The sequence below is a fragment of the Gracilimonas sp. genome, from assembly GCF_035704785.1.
GTDB lineage: Bacteria > Bacteroidota > Rhodothermia > Balneolales > Balneolaceae > Gracilimonas.
This window is the reverse complement of the sequence record NZ_DASSWP010000187.1, coordinates 1-18,494: the sequence shown is the minus strand read 5'-3', so window position 1 is coordinate 18,494 and position 18,494 is coordinate 1. Positions and strand designations below refer to the sequence as shown.

At 39.7% G+C, this 18,494-nt stretch carries 20 protein-coding genes and 1 tRNA gene; 12 read left to right on the top strand and 9 right to left on the bottom strand.

Going from position 1 to position 18,494, the window contains the following annotated elements:
* The 4 genes from VFM80_RS10925 to VFM80_RS10910 all read right to left on the bottom strand — a co-directional run.
* Positions 1–761, bottom strand: a 761-nt coding sequence (locus tag VFM80_RS10925; RefSeq protein ID WP_395071864.1) for a LysM peptidoglycan-binding domain-containing protein, incomplete at its 3' end; no start/stop codon positions are given.
* Between the two features lie 2 nt (positions 762–763).
* Positions 764–1,090 carry a tetratricopeptide repeat protein gene (locus VFM80_RS10920; RefSeq protein WP_395071863.1) on the bottom strand — a complete coding sequence of 109 codons (327 nt, stop codon included), beginning with the start codon at positions 1,088–1,090 and terminating at the stop codon, positions 764–766.
* The gene (gene aroC, locus VFM80_RS10915; RefSeq protein ID WP_395071862.1) at positions 1,087–2,271 is read right to left on the bottom strand and encodes a chorismate synthase; all 1,185 of its coding nucleotides are present in this window, start codon (positions 2,269–2,271) and stop codon (positions 1,087–1,089) included. Before aroC ends, VFM80_RS10920 begins: the two co-directional genes overlap by 4 nt.
* Positions 2,272–2,319: 48 nt before the next feature.
* Positions 2,320–2,916, bottom strand: a complete 597-nt coding sequence (locus VFM80_RS10910) for a hypothetical protein (protein WP_395071861.1) — start codon at positions 2,914–2,916, stop codon at positions 2,320–2,322.
* Between the two features lie 224 nt (positions 2,917–3,140).
* Between VFM80_RS10910 and VFM80_RS10905 the strand changes: the two genes are divergently transcribed.
* The 6 genes from VFM80_RS10905 to VFM80_RS10880 all read left to right on the top strand — a co-directional run bounded on the left by VFM80_RS10905 (position 3,141) and on the right by VFM80_RS10880 (position 9,344).
* A complete protein-coding gene (locus tag VFM80_RS10905) occupies positions 3,141–3,908 on the top strand; it encodes an MlaE family ABC transporter permease (RefSeq protein ID WP_395071860.1) in 768 nt (255 codons plus the stop codon).
* A gap of 3 nt (positions 3,909–3,911) precedes the next feature.
* Positions 3,912–4,649, top strand: a complete 738-nt coding sequence (locus VFM80_RS10900; protein ID WP_395071859.1) for an ABC transporter ATP-binding protein — start codon at positions 3,912–3,914, stop codon at positions 4,647–4,649.
* 21 nt (positions 4,650–4,670) lie between these two features.
* The gene (locus VFM80_RS10895; protein ID WP_395071858.1) at positions 4,671–5,603 is read left to right on the top strand and encodes an MlaD family protein; all 933 of its coding nucleotides are present in this window, start codon (positions 4,671–4,673) and stop codon (positions 5,601–5,603) included.
* Between the two features lie 152 nt (positions 5,604–5,755).
* Entirely contained in the window at positions 5,756–7,510 is a 1,755-nt protein-coding gene (locus VFM80_RS10890; protein WP_395071857.1) for a SurA N-terminal domain-containing protein, read from the top strand.
* Between the two features lie 96 nt (positions 7,511–7,606).
* Positions 7,607–8,734, top strand: coding sequence for a bifunctional diaminohydroxyphosphoribosylaminopyrimidine deaminase/5-amino-6-(5-phosphoribosylamino)uracil reductase RibD (ribD, locus tag VFM80_RS10885; protein WP_395071856.1), 1,128 nt, complete (start codon positions 7,607–7,609; stop codon positions 8,732–8,734).
* A gap of 4 nt (positions 8,735–8,738) precedes the next feature.
* Entirely contained in the window at positions 8,739–9,344 is a 606-nt protein-coding gene (locus VFM80_RS10880) for a riboflavin synthase (RefSeq protein WP_395071855.1), read from the top strand.
* A gap of 6 nt (positions 9,345–9,350) precedes the next feature.
* Here the strand turns inward: VFM80_RS10880 and VFM80_RS10875 are convergent, their stop codons facing one another.
* The 3 genes from VFM80_RS10875 to VFM80_RS10865 all read right to left on the bottom strand — a co-directional run bounded on the left by VFM80_RS10875 (position 9,351) and on the right by VFM80_RS10865 (position 13,345).
* Positions 9,351–11,939, bottom strand: a complete 2,589-nt coding sequence (locus tag VFM80_RS10875; protein WP_395071854.1) for a putative LPS assembly protein LptD — start codon at positions 11,937–11,939, stop codon at positions 9,351–9,353.
* 77 nt (positions 11,940–12,016) lie between these two features.
* The gene (locus tag VFM80_RS10870) at positions 12,017–12,964 is read right to left on the bottom strand and encodes an ROK family protein (RefSeq protein WP_395071853.1); all 948 of its coding nucleotides are present in this window, start codon (positions 12,962–12,964) and stop codon (positions 12,017–12,019) included.
* A gap of 75 nt (positions 12,965–13,039) precedes the next feature.
* The gene (locus tag VFM80_RS10865; RefSeq protein ID WP_395071852.1) at positions 13,040–13,345 is read right to left on the bottom strand and encodes an FtsB family cell division protein; all 306 of its coding nucleotides are present in this window, start codon (positions 13,343–13,345) and stop codon (positions 13,040–13,042) included.
* A gap of 160 nt (positions 13,346–13,505) precedes the next feature.
* On the opposite strand from VFM80_RS10865, the gene VFM80_RS10860 reads away from it, so the two are divergent.
* Positions 13,506–13,730 carry a ComEA family DNA-binding protein gene (locus tag VFM80_RS10860; protein WP_395071851.1) on the top strand — a complete coding sequence of 75 codons (225 nt, stop codon included), beginning with the start codon at positions 13,506–13,508 and terminating at the stop codon, positions 13,728–13,730.
* A gap of 92 nt (positions 13,731–13,822) precedes the next feature.
* Here VFM80_RS10860 and VFM80_RS10855 read toward each other — a convergent pair.
* Positions 13,823–13,895 (bottom strand) — tRNA-Lys (locus VFM80_RS10855).
* 61 nt (positions 13,896–13,956) lie between these two features.
* Positions 13,957–14,466 carry a thioredoxin family protein gene (locus tag VFM80_RS10850; RefSeq protein ID WP_395071850.1) on the bottom strand — a complete coding sequence of 170 codons (510 nt, stop codon included), beginning with the start codon at positions 14,464–14,466 and terminating at the stop codon, positions 13,957–13,959.
* A 59-nt stretch (positions 14,467–14,525) separates the two neighbouring features.
* Between VFM80_RS10850 and VFM80_RS10845 the strand changes: the two genes are divergently transcribed.
* The 5 genes from VFM80_RS10845 to VFM80_RS10825 all read left to right on the top strand — a co-directional run bounded on the left by VFM80_RS10845 (position 14,526) and on the right by VFM80_RS10825 (position 18,476).
* The gene (locus VFM80_RS10845) at positions 14,526–14,924 is read left to right on the top strand and encodes an HIT family protein (protein WP_395071849.1); all 399 of its coding nucleotides are present in this window, start codon (positions 14,526–14,528) and stop codon (positions 14,922–14,924) included.
* Positions 14,921–15,355, top strand: coding sequence for a type II 3-dehydroquinate dehydratase (aroQ, locus tag VFM80_RS10840; RefSeq protein WP_395071848.1), 435 nt, complete (start codon positions 14,921–14,923; stop codon positions 15,353–15,355). The genes VFM80_RS10845 and aroQ overlap by 4 nt, the downstream gene beginning before the upstream one ends.
* A 39-nt stretch (positions 15,356–15,394) precedes the next feature.
* A complete protein-coding gene (locus VFM80_RS10835) occupies positions 15,395–16,864 on the top strand; it encodes a lipopolysaccharide biosynthesis protein (protein ID WP_395071847.1) in 1,470 nt (489 codons plus the stop codon).
* Between the two features lie 157 nt (positions 16,865–17,021).
* Positions 17,022–17,837 carry an NYN domain-containing protein gene (locus VFM80_RS10830; RefSeq protein ID WP_395071846.1) on the top strand — a complete coding sequence of 272 codons (816 nt, stop codon included), beginning with the start codon at positions 17,022–17,024 and terminating at the stop codon, positions 17,835–17,837.
* A gap of 72 nt (positions 17,838–17,909) precedes the next feature.
* Complete coding sequence (locus VFM80_RS10825; protein ID WP_395071845.1) at positions 17,910–18,476, top strand: helix-turn-helix domain-containing protein; 567 nt, start codon at positions 17,910–17,912, stop codon at positions 18,474–18,476.
* The last annotated feature ends 18 nt before the right edge of the window (positions 18,477–18,494 follow it).

The window sequence follows — 18,494 nt, the reverse complement described above, 5'->3', positions numbered from 1 at the left end:
GTAGTTTCACCAACCTCAGATGCGTCATAATGCATCACCTGCACCACACCCAGATCCTGTAAATTTGCTCTCTGTAAATAAGGGTTTTTATAATTTCTGGATGGTGGAAGCAAAACGGTTACTTCTTGCCCTGCTGTAAGCCTGTTTGTATTTAATTCAGGATTCAGTTTTTTAAACTCTTCTTCAGTCATTTTAAAACGCGTAATAATTGCGGTAACAGATTCTCCTCTTTTAACTTCATAAACTGAAAACATTCCTTGAGGAGAAGATTCTTCAGAAAACGGGGTAACCGATGGCGGTGCTTCGGCGCTTTTTCTTACTGATAATCTTTGTCCGACACTTATATTATCACTTGTAAGATTGTTTAAACTCTTTAATTGATCCAGAGTCATATTGTGATCCCGGGCAATCCTATAAAGAGTATCTCCACTCTTGACCGTATAAAACACATTTTGAGTATTCGAAGAGCTGTTTATCAATGGATCGGAGGGCTCATCAGGAATATTTTCCGAAGCAGAGTCTTTTTGGGTAATGTAATAAACAAGCTGCTGACCTAACTCTATTTCACTCCCTGTAAGGTTGTTCCATTCCTGAAGTTCCGGAATAGTAACATTCAGCTTTTTTGAGATCCCGTATAAAGTATCTCCCTGTTTCACCTCATAGGTAGATCTTTCCTGAGCGAACACATCAATGCTAAAAAAGAAAAGTAACAAAAAAGCAAAACCCATTATTTTTTTAAGCAAACTGATTCTTTTATTCATAACTAATCATTCATTTCAATTTCCAGATTTAACAAAGCTGTTGACAATTCAGATTTTGTATGTTCATCATTTTGGTGTTCAGCCACTTCAATTCCCTTTTTATAGGTATTCAAAGCTTTTTTGTTCTCACCTAACTCTATATAAAGCTTAGCCAAGTGATAATATACACCTACATAACTTGGATCATTATTTTTAATAGCTTCAAATAAAACCTTCGCCTTTGAGTATTCATCTATTTTCAACATTTCTAAAGCCAAAGTAAACTTATAAAAAGAATCTTCCGGATTTTCCTTTACCGCTTTTGCCAACGTGGAAATACGAGAACTCATTGTGTGGCTCTTTTATAATTACTTTCAATTTCTTCTATAGAGTCGCCACCAAATTTCTCCAAAAAAGCATTCGCTATAACCGGAGCAATTACGCTTTCTACCACTACAACTGCTCTTGGAAGTGCACATACATCAGAACGCTCATATCGAGTTTCTTCTTCTTTTTTTGTTTCCATATCTACGGTTCCAAGTGGATTCAACATAGTTGGAATTGGCTTCATCACGCCGCGTATTATAATCGGCATGCCTGTACTCATTCCCCCTTCAATACCACCCATCCGGTTCGTTCTGCGCTTAAAATTGTTTTGATCATAAGTGATCTCATCATGAACCTCATGACCCGGGCGATGGCCTGACTCAAAACCTAAACCGATCTCTACACCCTTCATAGCCTGAGTTCCCATAATGGCCTGAGCTAATTGCCCATCTAACTTTCGGTCCCAATGAACATAACTTCCAAGCCCCACGGGCAAACCGGTGATCACGATCTCATAAATTCCACCCAGTGAAGATCCCTCTTTTCTGCGCTTTTTGATCTCTTCTCGCATGCCTGCGGATAGTTTCTCGTCTAGGCAGCGGACATCAGATTTATCTGCTGCCTTATAAATTTCTTCAGCACCATTTTCAGCTAATGGATCAACAATTTTTCTTACTTCATCCCAGCCATCAAAACCTATAGAACCAATACGCAGAACATGCCCACCTATCTCAATTCCAAAGTGCTTAAGAAACTGACGGGCAATACTGCAACAGGCTACACGCATAGCTGTTTCTCGGGCACTTGATCGTTCTATGACCGGGCGAATATCATCAAATTTATATTTTTGCGCACCAACCAGGTCGGCATGTCCGGGCCTTGGCAAAGTGATCTTTTCAATTCCTTCCTTCTCTGTTTTTTTATTCATCACCGTTGGCCAGCCTGCATCATCTTTTTTAAAAGCACGGTTGGGCATATGCAGTGAAATTGGGCCTCCCATGGTCTTAGAAAAACGCAGACCCGAATTTATGGTCGCAAAGTCTTTCTCAAATGCCATTCTTCCTCCACGGCCGTACCCCTGTTGGCGACGCACTAAATGTTTTGCAATATCTTCTTCCGTAAGACTGAGACCGGCCGGCACTCCTTCTACAATTCCAGTAAGTTCCGGTCCATGAGATTCTCCGGCTGTAATATATCTGATCATAAATAGCAGATCACTTAACGTGACTTTTTTTTGTTAATAAAATAATTTTTAAAGCAGATTCGTTTTAATGCTCAATCTTGTAATACCACCTAATTTACTGTAGGAATTTCTGTTGAAATCAAATATGATGTTCTTCACTTCAAACCCAAACCCAAAACCGGCCAAATCAAAGTTCCCACCCGTTTTAGTTTGCTTGTGTAAATAGTGGTCATACCCAAGACGCAAATAAACAACCTCTGCAATTTTTGCTTCTCCACCAAATAGAACATGGCGAACTAAATTATCCAGAACCTTCGGTTTCTCAGCTCCTCCAAAGGTACGAAGATCCCAACTGTTCAATTGCTTGAAAGTAAGAATTAACTGTAAAGGAAATGTTTCCGGTTTTTTTGAAATACCGATAGAAATATTAAGCGGAAGGGGTTCACTTTCATCATAGAAAGTGGTTATTTGTGAACCTAAATTCCGTATCGATATTCCCGCTCCAAACGTACCTATATTCTTAAATTTATAAGCTCCGCTGGTAAACCCCATGTTGGCATCAGTCAAAAAATTGATATAAGAACCCGAGACTGCACCTGAAGAATTACCATTTAATAAAGCCGGATTTATATGCATAAGACTAAAATCACCATTATATAACCCCACGTGATTACCCCCATGCCTGCAGAGCGCGCTGTTGGGGTTATCTCTAAAAAACGAAAAACACTTGATGTATTAGATTGTGCTACCGTAATTTCAGTGGCAATAAAGATTATCAGAAAAGATGCTATCAGTCGCACTTTTTAACTATTTTATAAATCACAATTGGCGAAAATGTTTTGTAATATAATCAAATGGTTCGGCAATACGTCAAGATTATTGATTAAGAAATGATTTTCAATTTACAAGATTTACCAGGGGCGGCCGGGTTAACACAATTTGGCAAATATGCCCAGTTACTCTATCAAGCATTACGTTCATCAACAGAGTTCAGCACCTATCGCAAAAACCTCTTTCAGGAATTTGTAAAGGTCGGCTATGAGTCTATTCCCATTATTTTTCTCACAGGTATTTTTACGGGAGCCGTTCTTACTCTGCAAACAGCTTATCAATTAGATACTGATATTTATCCAAGTACTATTATTGGTTCTATTGTTGCCCAGTCTATCGTTATTGAACTAGCTGCAGTGATCAGTGCTCTTGTGTTAGCCGGAAAGGTAGGTGCACGCATTTCTACAGAACTTGGAACTATGCGCGTAAGTGAACAGATAGACGCTCTTGAATCAATGGGTTTTAACTCTGTTTCATTTTTGGTAGTACCGAGAATATTAGCCGGTCTTTTAATGTTCCCAATCCTATATACAACAGCAGCTGTTTTTGGAATTATCGGAGGTGTTACAGCCGGCGCATTAGATGGAATTTTACCCGCAGCAGAGTTTATGGAAGGGGCACGTGCCTTTTTCTTTGAATCAGACATTATTTTCGGCTACATAAAATCTGTTGTATTTGGATTTGTCATAACCTCCATCGCTTGCTTTAAAGGTTATAACGCATTTGGCGGGGCAGAAGGAGTCGGAACCGCTACTACACAAGCGACGGTATTAAGTTGTATCTTTGTACTTTTAGCTGATTTTGCATTAGCTGCTATATTATTGTAAAACATGATAGAAATTAAAAACCTGACAAAAAGTTTTGGTAACCTCCTCATTTGGGAAGATGTTTCTTTTAATATTAAAGATGGAGAAACTACAGCTGTGATTGGCAAGTCCGGTTGTGGAAAGTCCGTGTTGGTAAAACATCTAAATGCATTACTCTATCCTGATAGTGGAGAGGTATTAATTGATGAAAAGTGTGTGTTTGATTTAACTTATTCCGAACTTAGAAAAGTAAGACAGCGTTTTGGCATTTTATTCCAGGGAGGAGCGTTATTTGATTCGATCAGTACGTTTGAAAATGTAGCTTTTCCTCTCAGGTATTTTACCGATCAAAGTGAAGAAGAAATAACCCATAACGTCAATGAAGCACTAGGAATGGTCAACCTGGCAGAGTCAGGCGACAAATCAACTTCAGAACTTTCCGGCGGAATGAGAAAACGGGTTGGTTTAGCACGAGCAATTATTCTCAAACCCGACTATCTTTTATATGACGAACCCACCTCCGGACTTGATCCTAAAACGTCCGAGGAAATTAATGAACTTATTGTTGCTATGGCTAACAATCTCGATATTACCTCTGTTGTGATTACTCACGATATGCACAGTGTATTGGCCATATCAGACCGGGTAGCTTTTTTGGATGAACAAAAACTTAGTTGGTTCGGCAAAACTGAAGACATGAAGCATAGCGATAATCAAAACTTGCTCGAATTCATTTCTGCCAGCGAATATCAAATAAATTAAAACCTGTAAAGGAGACCTGTTTTGGCAAAAGTTTCCAACGAACTTAAAATTGGCATTACAATTCTGGTGGCTACTATCGTAGCTTTCCTGGGATATAGCGTAATGAAAGATATCCCACTATTCAGAACATCAACAACAGTTTATACCAAATTTAATCAGGTATATGGCCTCATTCCCGGAAATGTAGTAAACGTGAAAGGTTTTAAAATTGGAACTGTAAAGAACATGAATCTTCTGGATTCCGATTCAACCCTTGTTGCTTTACAAATTGAAGATGGTTATCAGATACCAAAGGGGTCTACCGCTCTTCTAAAATCAAGTGGGGTACTTGGCGGGAAATATATTGAAATTGAGAAATCAGACTCAGAGCAAATGGTTAGTCACCAAGGCTCCATTAAAGGGGTGTATGAGCAGGGAATGATGGACAGCTTTGCTGAACAAGGATCAAGGATCAGCGATGACATCTCAGCTTCTATACGTGGTGTTGAGAAACTTGTTGGAAGCCTTAACGAAACCCTGACTGAAGAAAGCAAAGCAAATATTTCTGGCATTATCAGTAATTTAGAATCAACTACGGGATCGTTAAACGGACTCATCCAAAAGAGACAAAGTGATTTAGACAGTATGATACTAGCTGCCAAAAATACTCTTGAAAACCTCGATGATCTCAGTTCTGATAACAAAGAAAAGCTAACTTCTCTAATAAACAATTTAGAAGCTACCAGCGCTGAGCTTGAAACCTTAAGCGGTGGTTTAAATGAGACTAACCTTACGTTAAACGAAGTACTTACTAAAATAAACGACGGGGAAGGTTCGCTCGGCAAAATGGTTAATGATCCGTCTTTATATAACAATATCGACAGCCTTTCTGCTAATCTTAACCTCCTGATCAAGAATATTAACAAAGATCCCGGCAAGTACTTAAAGCATATGCGACTAATTGAGGTATTTTAACCTAAGCTTCGCTTAATTTGCTTTCAATTCCTTGGGTATTCGCTTATATTTCCAAGCTTACTGTCAAAGGTTAAAATTGACGCCGACAGTAACTAAATCGCAATTTATAAATGATTTTTTAGAGGTAACCTTTTATGGGTGTAATGGAAAAAATGAGAAACAGCACCGGTTTCATTCTGTGGGTGCTGATTGGTTCTTTTGGCCTTTTATGGGTTTTGGCAGATGTTAACTTTTTTGATGCAATGCAAGCCGGACCCAATACTTTAGGTAGCGTAAATGGTGAGAAAATAACTAATGAAGAGTATCAGAGCCGCGTTCAATATTATTCAAATGCATATAGCCAGCAAACTGGAAATTCTTTATCTGCTGAAATGCGTGCTTCTTATGAAAATCAGGTTTGGAATGAGTTAGTGAACTCCAAGCTGTTAGAGCAGAAAATGGATGAACTGGGTATTACTGTTTCAGATCAGGAAATTCTGGATATGGTTTTCGGAGATAACCCTGCTCCAATAATTCGTCAAAACTTTACACGCGAAGATGGAACCATAGATCGAGCTGCAATTCAGCAGGTTCTTTCCTCCAGTGAGTTTTCTCAGCAAGCTATAGCTCTTGAGCTTCAGCTAAGGGAGCAACGCCGCCAGCAAAAATTGAATAACTTTATATCTGCCGGTCTGCAGGTTACTGAAGCAGAAGTTGAGCAAGAGTTCATCAAAGCTAATAGTACAGCTGATGTCAATTATGTACGCTTTCCTTACAGCGAAGTAACCGATCAGGAGCTTGAGATCACAGATAGTGAGCTTCTTACTTATTACAACAACAACAAAGACCGCTACAGCCGTGACGAAAGCTATCGTATCCAATATGTTACTTTCAGCAAATTACCTTCTGCTTCAGATACCGCTCAAATAGTCGAAGACCTTCAGGAACTTAGAGATCCTTTCGAAAATACAGAAAGCGATTCCCTTTTCCTTGCCCGACAGGCATCCTCCACGAATTATAATTCATCCTTTGTGGAAAGTGAAGATATCCGGGAAGAATATCAGGCTGTGCTTGATTTGGAGGTTGGCGAAGTTTCTGAGGTGATCTTAACTGCAAACCAAGCAGTTATTTTAAAGAAAGAAGCACAACGCGGCAACGAAATTAAATTTCAGATCATGAGCTATAATATACAGGCACTCCCTGCTACTATTGACCTGGCAAATGAAAGAGCCGCTGATTTTGAATTTTTTGCCTCTGAAGAAACAAGCTTCTCAGAAGAAGCTGAATCACGGGAATTAGAGGTCAAAGAAGCCTTTGCCACGAAAGGAACCAACTTTATTTCCGGACTTGGTAGCAGCCAACAGATCATGAACTTCCTGGAGTCTGCCGATGAAGGTGAGGTTTCTGACGTATTTGAATTAAATTCTGACTTTGTTGTAGTTGAGGTGGTTGAAGTGACCCCTGAAGGTTACAGACCATTTGATGAGGTTCGGTCACAAGTTGAGAATATGGTGAAAATTGAACGCCGCAAAGAACTGACCCGCGAAAAAGTCCAAAGCTTATTAAGCCAAAACCAAACGTTGGACGCATTAGCTGAAGCTGCTAGTAAAGAAATCCAAACCGTAAATAATCTTAGATCTAGCGCCACTTTAATTCCGGGTGCAGGACGAGAGCCAATGGTTATTGGTGCAATATTTGCACTGAATGAAGGCGAAACATCTAATGCGCTTACCGGAAATAGTGCTGTATTTGTGGTGGAAGTCTTAAACAAAAATGAAGCGGACCTTGCGAATCTTGATCAGCAAACACGTCTTACTATCCGCCAGCAGTTAGAACAACAAAAATTACAAGAGTTTACTTCTATTTGGTTAGAAGAGCTCCGTGATAATGCCAACATTGTTGACAACCGATCTCGGCTACTCCGATAAAAATTACAATTATTGATCTCAAGGGTGAGAAGTTTCTTCTCACCCTTTTTTGTTTCAGCTAATGTAACGGTAGTCTAAAAATCGTAGATTAACTGTATGGTTTCTTCCAATAAAAATTCCCACAAACACTGGATGCGTCAAGCTCTTTCGCTTGCTGAAAAAGGAAGGGGATCTGTTTCGCCCAATCCTATGGTTGGTTGTATAATTGTTTCAGAAGAAGGTGTCAAGATCGGCGAGGGATACCATAAAAAATTTGGGGAAGCACATGCTGAAGTTAGTGCTGTCAAATCCGTAAAAAGTAAAAACGACCTTAAAAATGCAACCGTATATGTTACTTTAGAGCCTTGCTCCCATCATGGTAAAACCCCTCCCTGTGCAAATATGTTGGGTGAACTACCCATTAAAAGTGTTTTTGTAGCCATGAAAGATCCTAATCCTGCAGTAAATGGAAAAGGAATCCTCCATCTTCGAAATAAAGGGATCGATGTTGAGATAGGTTTATTAAAAGAAGAAGCAGAGAAATTGAACGAATTTTTTATTCATCATCAGTCTTTTGGCCGTCCCTTCATTACATTAAAAATTGCGCAAACCGCAGATGGGTTTTTAGCTGCAGCAGATGGTGAGTCTAAATGGATAACAGGGAAGAAAGCCCGCACATTGGTTCATAAGTGGCGGGCAGAGTATGATGCCATTTTGGTGGGCAGAACTACCGCTGTGGTTGACAATCCAAGTCTTACCGTAAGGCATGTTGCAGGCAGGCAGCCACAGCGAATTGTCATCGATGGGCCCTATGAATTGCCAAAGGAATTAAACCTGTTTTCCGATAAATTTGAAGAAAAGACAACCATAATAACTTGGAATAAAGAAGCATCTGCTACTGATGCGGACCCTATGTTAAAAGTAATGCAACAAAATTACTTTCGGGGGGAAGTTCTTCAGGTTTCTAAAGTCGATGGCCATGTTGACCTTCGTCAAACATTCAAGCTGTTAGCAGAAAAAGGTATCTCCTCTATTTTAGTAGAAGGAGGGCAACAACTCTCATCAGCCTTGATCAGGCAAGGTCTTGTAGATAAGCTTGAACTATTTATTGCTCCTAAAGTGTTGGGAGCAGGAACGAGATCACTGATCGACATTGGTATCAATAAAATGAATGAAATTGCTGAGCTCAAGGATGCAACCTGGACACAAGTTGGCGATGACATACTATTAACCGGATATTTTTGACATTATGTTTACAGGAATTGTACAAGAAGTTGGGAAAGTAACAGAGATCAAATCATTGAATGGGGGAGGCAAGGAAATGAAAATTTCCTGTTCATTTGCACACACCTGTCATGAAGATGAAAGCATTGCTATAAATGGAGCCTGCCATACCGTTACGGCCTTTAACGAACAAACATTCACTGTACAAAGTGTTGAAGAAACTTTACGAAAAACTTCGATTGGTGATCTTAGGGAAGGAAGCTCGGTTAATCTGGAACGGTCTCTTACTTTACAAACAGGAATTGAAGGGCATCTTGTTCAAGGACATGTAGACACTACCGGTACCATAAAAAGCATCGAACAAGAAAAAACAGGATGGCTGCTTACCATCGAATATCCTGATGAATTTACCAATATGATCGTAGGAAGAGGAAGTGTCACTGTTGAAGGAATAAGCCTTACCGTGGCCCGGGAAGACAAGAATACCTTTGTCGTTGCTATTATACCCTACACCTGGAATCACACCAATCTAAAAGAGAAAAAGATAGGTGACTCACTGAATCTTGAATTCGATGTAATTGGTAAATACGTAATAAAATATTTAGCAAATGTCGGCCGTGATTCTCTTTAACTGCTTCTAATAACGACCTCTTGCACCGGTTGGGCTTGAACTTCTTTCCAGGTTTTTAAGTACCGGTAATTTCTGGAATAAACTCTGTATTTGAGCGCTATTGACACTTAACCGGAAAAAATAATACTGAAAATCTCCAAAAGGGTTGATCTGAAATGAAAGATTCCAGCACTCTAAGTTACGACTTAAAGAAAATTGTGATGGGGTAAATTCTTTTGCGATAAAATCATATCCAACATCTGTATTAAAGCGCCATTTTGGTGTAAGATTGAAAGATATACTTGAAGCTCTCAAAGTAGCTCTTTTCACAGGATCTTGTCCAAAACGATAATTCCAGTTATAACTAAAGTTTAATGAAACGCTCCATGGAGAATTAACCGGAGATACCGGCTCATACCCAAAACGAGAATCAATAGGGTGAAAGGTTGACTGATCATAAGGGTCATATCTACGGCTATACACAGGGGTATAAACTTCTATTCCATTACCGCCTCTAAAGGATGTGCTTGCACTGAGTGAAAAAGACCTTATCTGAGCAAGCTTTTTTCCATCTTCAATAAAGAACCGGTCTATTTCGGCACCCGTCGAATCAAGTTGATAGAATGAAAAATTGGCTGAGGCATTTATATTTAACCCTGAAATTGCGTTAGAACTTATCCTCGTATTCAGGTTACTTAGATTCAGGCTATCGGCGGCAAAATTATAGGAGGTATTTAATGATAAGTTGTCGATAAAACGAATATTCTTTTCTGTAATTTCACCTGTACTGTCTCTCTTGATCAATTTTGTCTCAAAAACATTTTGCATAGAAAAACTGATTGCACGTTGTTCACCGGCTCCCGGACCGTTGAAAATTTCATCCTCAAAAATTGAATACCTCTCTGTATTACCTGATGGATCCGTTTGAACTGTTCGGTAATAGCCCCACCTTTCATCACTAAAATCGGGACGGTAGTTAAAGCCAATCGATGGACGAGCCGTATGCCTAAATCCTTGAAAATTACCTAATTTGAGGTTTGAGATACCATAAAATGTAGTTCCAAAATTCAATCCTGTATTGAATTCTCTTGCAGCAGTAAATCCATATACTTTTTCAATTTCCACACGTGCAGAATCTTGATTATATGATTTCCGGATTGAAGATGGATACCAGTTTTCGTTGATATTAAAACTTGCAGAGATGTTTAAAAACTGACTCGGAATTAATTGTCCGATCTGCATTACGGCTGACTGTTGAAATCCTGCCTGAATATAATTGTCATTTCCGGTCGCCTCTTCATATAAGTCCTTATCAGTAAGAGCCTCAAAAAAAGTAATCTGTGAACTGTCAGCGTTAATAGGGTCGAAACTGAATCGTGATCTCAATGAGTTGTCATAGCTCAGACTTATAGTCTCATACCAATTTTGATCTCCGGACGCAGCATTACTTTGAAATGGGGAGAAAGTTTTCAGCCTGAAATTAGCTGTTGGGCCACTTAATATTGTAGAATAGTTTGTAAAGTTTTGGACCAGTTGCATATTGGTACTAAAGGTATAAAGATTTTCAGGGTGCCTGTAGTTATAAGATATTCTTGAGTCAGAATTTGTTTGAGCCCGCTCATCAATGTCGTAAGAGTTTCTGCGATTAAAATCTGCCGTTCTCAGATTTACATTTGCCGATATTGAAGCATACGGGGAGATCGTTTGGTTGTGCTGAACGGATACTGACCTCTGAATTCTTTCTGTGAATTCGGGATCAGTGGGCTCCATTCCCCTGTCATTGGAATATCCAAACCTGAGAGATCCACTGTACCGATCTGTGTTTCTATACTGAAACAGGCTGTTTAAGTAAAATGAGCCTGAAGTATAGATATCACCATCAACCTGTCCGGTCAGATAATCGTTAAAATATTGAAACCAACCTACATTTTGTAAACCCAGTCCCCGGTCATTCTGATCCTGAAAAGCATAGGTTGGCATTAAAAGCCCTGAACGCTTTTTTTCAATATCTGTAGGTACATAACCAAAGGGAAATATAATCGGATATGGAATATCCAAAATATAAAGTTGGGCATTGCTGAAAAACAGCTCATCCTGATCTACTACCTTCATTTTCTTTGCCTTTAGATAGTAGTACATATACTCTGGCGGACAAGTAGAGTAGATACCATCTTCAATGAAAACTTCACTCTCATTTATATTCTTAATTTTCGACCCAATAAGATGCCCTTCGGAAACCTGAACCTGAGCTGCTTCAAATTTTCCTTTCTGAGTTTTATAATTAAAAAGGATCCGTGTGCTTTTGATCTCATCTGTTTCCCGAACCAAAACCGGCCTTGATAAGGTATCTTCGGGCGTCAAAGTTCTTGCTTCCACTGTTGTATTTTCAATGTCTATGTTTATTTCGCCGGCTCTCAGTTCGCCGGCTGTATGTTTAACCTGAGCGGAGCCAAACAAAAAAGCTTTCTTGCCACCTACAAAATCGATGATCAAAGAATCTGAGGATTGAAATCGAACAGCACTTTCAGGAATAGGACCGGATTGAGAAGAATTTTGGATACCCGTGGTATCACTAACTGCGGCGGTCGTGTCTGCTTCCTGGGCAAAAAGTGGCATGGTCATAAATAAAAACAGGCAAATACCTGAAATGCACCTGCCTATATGTTTTTTTATGACGGGAAACATAAATATTATCAATTAGAAAAAGAATCGAATGCCAAACCTGCAGCACCTAATAAAGCACTATCGTTACCAAGATCTTCATATACCAGCTCAAATCCTTTTCTGAACGGTTCCATCATGTGCTTTCGTACAATTTCTTTTGCAGGTTCAAATAGAAAATCTCCGGCTTTAGATACCCCTCCGCTAACCACAAACTTTCGAATATCCATCATATGCACATAGTTGATAATGGCATATCCTAATCTTTGGCCACTCTTGGCTAATATCTCTATTGCAAGTTCATTTCCTTCTTTTGCCGCATTTGTCAGGTCAACCGGCTCCAGTTTATCAAAATCGTTTACGAATTTTTTGTACAGAGCATTTGTTGGGTTTTGGGAAATCAGATCCGTGGCGAACCTGCTCAAAAAGCGTTGCCCCAAATAGGCTTCTACTGTTCCTCTTGTAACGCTGTTTGATAGCGGGCCATGATAGTCAATGATCACATGGCCAAGCTCTCCCGCCATGCCTTCAGTGCCCTTAAACAAGTTGCGCTCATAAATAATACCGCCGCCTACACCTGTACCAAGGGTGATCATAATAAAACTGTCGAATTGTTGTCCTGCACCAAAATGCAAAGAACCCAATGCCGCTATATTGGCATCATTTTCAATTCTGCAGGGGATATTTGTTCTCTTTTCGATCTCCTCAGCAGCATTTACTGAGATCCAACCCGGCAGATTCGGAGGATTATTAACTGTGGTTTGATCCTTTGAAACCATTCCGGGCATTCCCAAGCCTATTCCCACGATCTCATTTTTTTTTACCAGATCTTTAACAGTTTCTGCAATTCGATCCAGAAGGTGATCCCTCCCTAAATTTGCCTGGGTGGGTGTAGTAACCTGTTCAATAATACCATTATCTTTTTCTACTACAGCAGCTTTTATATTAGTACCGCCTAGATCTACACCAATAGCTTTCATTTGGTCTCAATTAGAAGCTTATTTTTTTATTCTGAGAAAGATAATGGGCCTACCAGCATGAACCAAACAGAACTCTTATTTCTGACGCTTAACTTTATACACTGTTTCACCGGGTTTTCTCATCCCATATTCTTCACGAGCAATTTTTTCCAGAAGAGCGGGGTCTTTATCTAATTGCTCTATTTTTGTTTTTAGCTCTTTAGATCGCGCGTTAAGCTCTTTAGTACGCTCTTTAAGCTCTTTCTTTTGAGAGTACAGATCCCAACGTGTTTTCAGGCTGTATGAATCTATAAAAGCAAACCAAACCACCAAAAAGGCAATAAGTAATAATCCCAGAAAAGATTTTTTCCACCTTAGCGGGTTTAAAAATTGAAGATTCATAAATAGGCCTGTAGATTTCCGTTATTGTTCCAAAATACATTAATTTGGTTATTAAGTACAATCAGGTATTTAGCCCATATGAAACCAAAATTCCTTCTTTTTATTTCTCTTTTTTGGGTACTTAATAATTCACAAGTTATTGCACAAAGTAAAGTGAGGAGTGGATACCGGAAGCCCACTAAATATCATGTATCCCATTAATATTAACACAGCTGATGAGGCTACTTTACAAATGCTTCCGGGAATTGGCCCTGCTTTTTCAAAACGAATTATAGACTATCGCTTAGAAAATGGTGGTTTTAACAGCGTTGAAGAGATCACTAACATAAAAGGTATTGGGCCAAAAACATTGCAAAGGCTGCGTCCCATTGTGACCATAGATTAGCTTAAACCTTGCCCATAAAAAAACCCCATCCGAGGTCAATCGTCTGGGGCTGGTCAAGAGAGAGTCTTAATAAAATTTCTTAAAAAATCGTGTGAATCGGGAGGGGCTCGAACCCTCGACCCACGGCTTAAAAGGCCGTTGCTCTACCAACTGAGCTACCGATTCTAAAATAGATTCCAAAGATAAGGCATTTATCAATTAGAGTACAACGAAAAAATGCACTTTTTTAATCATCATTTCTCGATGCCTCCTTCAGGATCTGAACCAAATCAGTCTCAATCAGTTGGTGTGGTTTTTCTTCAATTCGTCCTATTTCGACATTGCCTTTTAAAACCACAACGGTAGGAATATATTTGATATCAAACTCATTTAAAAATAAATCCGGATTTTTTTTCTCAAAATCTACCGCAATGTATTTCACTTCAATCAGGTCAGAATCTACCACCTGTAACAACTTCATCAATCCCGGTATATATTTTTTGGATTCTCTGCACCAATTCCCAAAGAAAATATTGAGTGTTAATGAGTCCTTCTGGGTTTGTAAATAATCTACAACTTCATTTTCCGGTTCATACCTGTTCACATAAATTCTGAAAATACGGTCATGATCTATGATCTGTTGTGCCGTTACGATCCCCACCAGATCTTCTGACGACTGAGCCATAACAACCGGGGATGCTATCACCTCACACAAAATAATAATTGCAGTATATATAGCAGCCCTTGCAGAGTTCATAAGGATTTCTCTTTTTTGGATAGTATCTTAACTCAAAATAACATCTTTCAATTAGAATTATGTCGAGCATTTTTACTAAGATCATTAATGGGGAGATTCCAAGCTATAAAATAGCTGAAGATGAAAAGCATTATGCCTTTTTAGATATTAATCCCGCCGCAAAAGGCCACACGCTATGTATCCCAAAGCGGGAAGTAGATTATCTTTTTGACTTAAAACCGGACGAGCTTGCTGAACTGACCAAATTTTCTCAAAAAGTAGCATTTGGTATTGATAAGTCCTTAAAACCCATTCGCACCGGTGTGATTGTAGAAGGAATGGAAGTTCCTCATGCGCACATTCACCTCATCCCGATCTACAAAGAAACGCAGGCTTTCAGCCTTGGAAAGAAAGTGGAAGTTACCGAAGACGGCATGAGAAAACTCGCTGAACAGATCCGCCAAAAAGTTGACTTATGAACATACTGATCATTAACGGACCAAACTTGAATCTACTGGGTAAACGAAATCCCGGTGTGTACGGAACCGGAAGTCTTGCTGAGCTTGAAGAGTTTCTAAAAGCCGAATTTTCCAATCATTCCCTCGAGTTTTATCAAAGTAATGTAGAGGGAGAATTGATCAATAAAATTCAGGCTGCTTTATCGGACGGAACCGAAGGCCTTGTCATCAATCCCGGTGGTTATTCTCACACCTCTGTAGCATTACGTGATACCCTGGAACCTCTTGAGATCCCTAAGGTTGAAGTTCACATCTCTAATATTCATGCCCGAGAAGAATTCAGGGAGAAATCTATCACCGGAAGCGTGATGAATGGAATAATCACAGGCTTTGGTAAATACAGCTATGTACTAGGCATTCAGGCTTTGGAAAAGCTCAAAAATAATGCCTGATCACTATTTTTTAATTCAGATCTAACATAACTATCCGCATTGACTAAGCTTAAAGAACTTTTTTCAGACACCTTAGTTTACGGCATTAGCAGTGTGCTGGCTCGTTTTATAGGGTATCTGTTAGTGCCATTGCATACCGGAGTTTTTGATCAGGATCAGTATGGAATTATAAGTTTGATCTTTGCTGCCATTGCCCTGTTTAATGTGCTTTTTACCATGGGCATGGAATCGGCTTACATTCGATACGGTAAAGACCGGGACGAAGCAAAAAGCCTCTTTAAAACACTCCAGCTTTTCTTACTGGGAAGTTCAGCACTCTTTGTTGTTGCAGTATGGCTGGCGCAACCCTTGATCTCCCCCATGATAGGTCTTGAGACTGGCAACCCGATCCTATGGATGATGCTCGGCATTCTTTTTTTCGACACTTTGGCTATTGTTCCTTTCGCTGAACTGAGGTTGATTCGCAAATCGATCTCTTTTGCCGCCATTAAGACGGGAAATGTTCTTATTAATTTAGGACTCAATTTTTACCTCATTCTTTGGCTCGATTATGGTATTGAAGCTGTATTTATAAGTAATCTGGTTGCTTCTCTTTTAACCGCTCTTGCAACATGGATAGTCACCATACCGATGTTTATGGGAAAATGGAACCGCGAACTTCTCACAAAAGCCTTGATCTTTGGATTACCCTTTGTGCCGGCCGGACTTGGGCATGTCATAAATGAGTTAATAGATCGATTCTTTCTTAAATCCATGGATTCCGAAACCGTTGAAACACTATATGGTCCTGATTATTCAGCCGATGACATCGTTGGAATTTACAGTGCCTGTTACAAGCTCGCCGTGTTCATGCTGTTATTGGTTCAGATGTTCCGCATGGCGTGGCAACCATTTTTTATGCGGCAGTCGGAGGAGACTTCTGCCCCAAAGACATTTTCACAAACCTTCTCTTTATTCAATTTCGCGGCTGCGGCTATTTTTCTATCCGTGGCGCTTTTTGCCGAACAGATCGTTTCCATCAAAGTTCCAATTTTGGATTTTTATCTTGTAGATGAAAAATTCTGGGGCGGGCTCAATATTGTTCCTGTTTTATTACTGGCTTATTGGTTTCAGGGTTGGTATGTGAACTTTTCGGCCGGAATTTTTATCAGTGAAACCACCAAACGGCTTCCACAGATCACATTAATTGGCGCCGGAATTACCATTATTGCAAACCTGATCATGATCCCGTTCTTTGGGATGATGGGGTCAGCTATAGCTACCTTGTTGAGCTATGCCGTAATGGCTATGCTGATCTATTACTATTCAACCAACGCATTTGAGGTTCCTTATAAATTAGTGTCTGGTTTTGGGGTCATGTTTTTGGCAGCCGGTTTTTACTATCTCAAACCGACTATTTTAAAATTCGGGTTTAGTGACTTAACGTCTTCAGCTCTTTTGTTGGTTGTAGGATTGTTATCCATCAGCCTCCTGATCTACCGATCTATTCTCCGGACCAAAACATCATGATGCTTAAAGTATTTCCTCCCTTTATTTAAGAGTCATTAAATAAGTTGATTCTTATTAAAAATTTTGGCTTAATTGATTGGTAGAGTTAGAGTTAATAAAATTGAATTATTCGCTCTTCCCGATATTATTAAAAATTTATCAGTATCCGGATATTATTATGAAAACAAATGAACGAGTAGGGATTTTTGTAGACGCCGTTAACGTAACAATGAATGGGGGCTATGGACTCAGATATGATATTTTACGAATGTTTGCCTGCCGGGGAGGGGGTGTAGCTTCTCGTCTAAATGTCTATTTATGCTATGATGCAAATAGGCTGAAAGAAGATCATGAGTATCGAAATAAGACCCAACGGTTTTGCGAAGTGCTTCGGGATTTTGAATACAAGGTGACAGAAAAGCCAGTTCAAACCTATACCAATCAAGAAACGGGTGAAAAGGTATCTAAATCTACCATCGATATGGATATGGCCGTTGATATGCTGGTTCAGGGAGATCATCTTGATAAAGTGGTGTTACTGAGCAGCAGCGGAAGTTATGTGAGCGTGGTGAATGCCCTTCAAAATAAAGGGTGCCGCGTAGAACTGGTTGGCTTTGACAATGTCTCTTCATCTCTCAAAAGAAGCGTTGATTCTTCCGTGTCCGGTTATCTGATTCCCGGACTTTTACCGATCGACTCTCCTTATGAATGGGGAAAAAATGGATCGCGTGTTCGTGGGGTTTGCTATGACTTCACTCAGGATGAAGGCTACGGATTCCTCCGGTTTCTAACCCGAAAAGAAGACTGTTTATGGATCACGGATTCACGGGATCAGGAATCTCCCTATAAAACGGTGTTTGCACATATCTCTCAATTCGAAGATGATTTTGATACTTCATATCTCCCAAGCCGGGAGCTGATCTTTGAGTTTGATATCACAGAAAACGATAAGGGGTTAATCGCTGAGAATATTTTTTTGGTAAGTGCGCCTTAATTGTGGTGAATTCCGGGCATCTGGTCACAATGTAATTGGGAATGGTCTTCTTCCTTTGCTACTTTTCGAGATATGAAGAATCAACATTTCCATATAAAAAATATGGTATGCAGCCACTGCGGTGAAGTACTCCGGGAGAAACTGGACCGGGCCGGATTTCCTGTCAAAGAAATAGAGTTGGGGGAAGTGACCCTCAAAAAGCCGATCGGTGCAGGACAGCAAGAGGCTTTTACCGAATTGGTACGCAAACATGGATTTGATGTCATTAATGACCAAAACAGCCGTCTGGTTGAGCAAATTAAACAACTTGTAATTCAATTGGTCCGAACAGGACGAAAGCTTGAAGGTCCACTTTCCGACTATCTCACCAAAAAACTTCATAAAGATTATCAGCAACTCAGCCGTTTATTTTCAGGGGTAGAAGGAAAATCCATAGAACGCTACTACATCCTCCAAAAAATTGAACGCGCCAAAGAATTAATCGTTTACGGCGAACAAAGCCTGAGTGAAATTGCTTATGAGTTAAGCTATAGCAGTCAGCAACACTTTTCCCGACAGTTCAAGAAAGAAACCGGACTTTCACCCTCCCACTTCAGCGAGATCAAAGAAAATCGGCGGATTTCCATTGATAAGGTATAACACAATCCTGCACAAGAA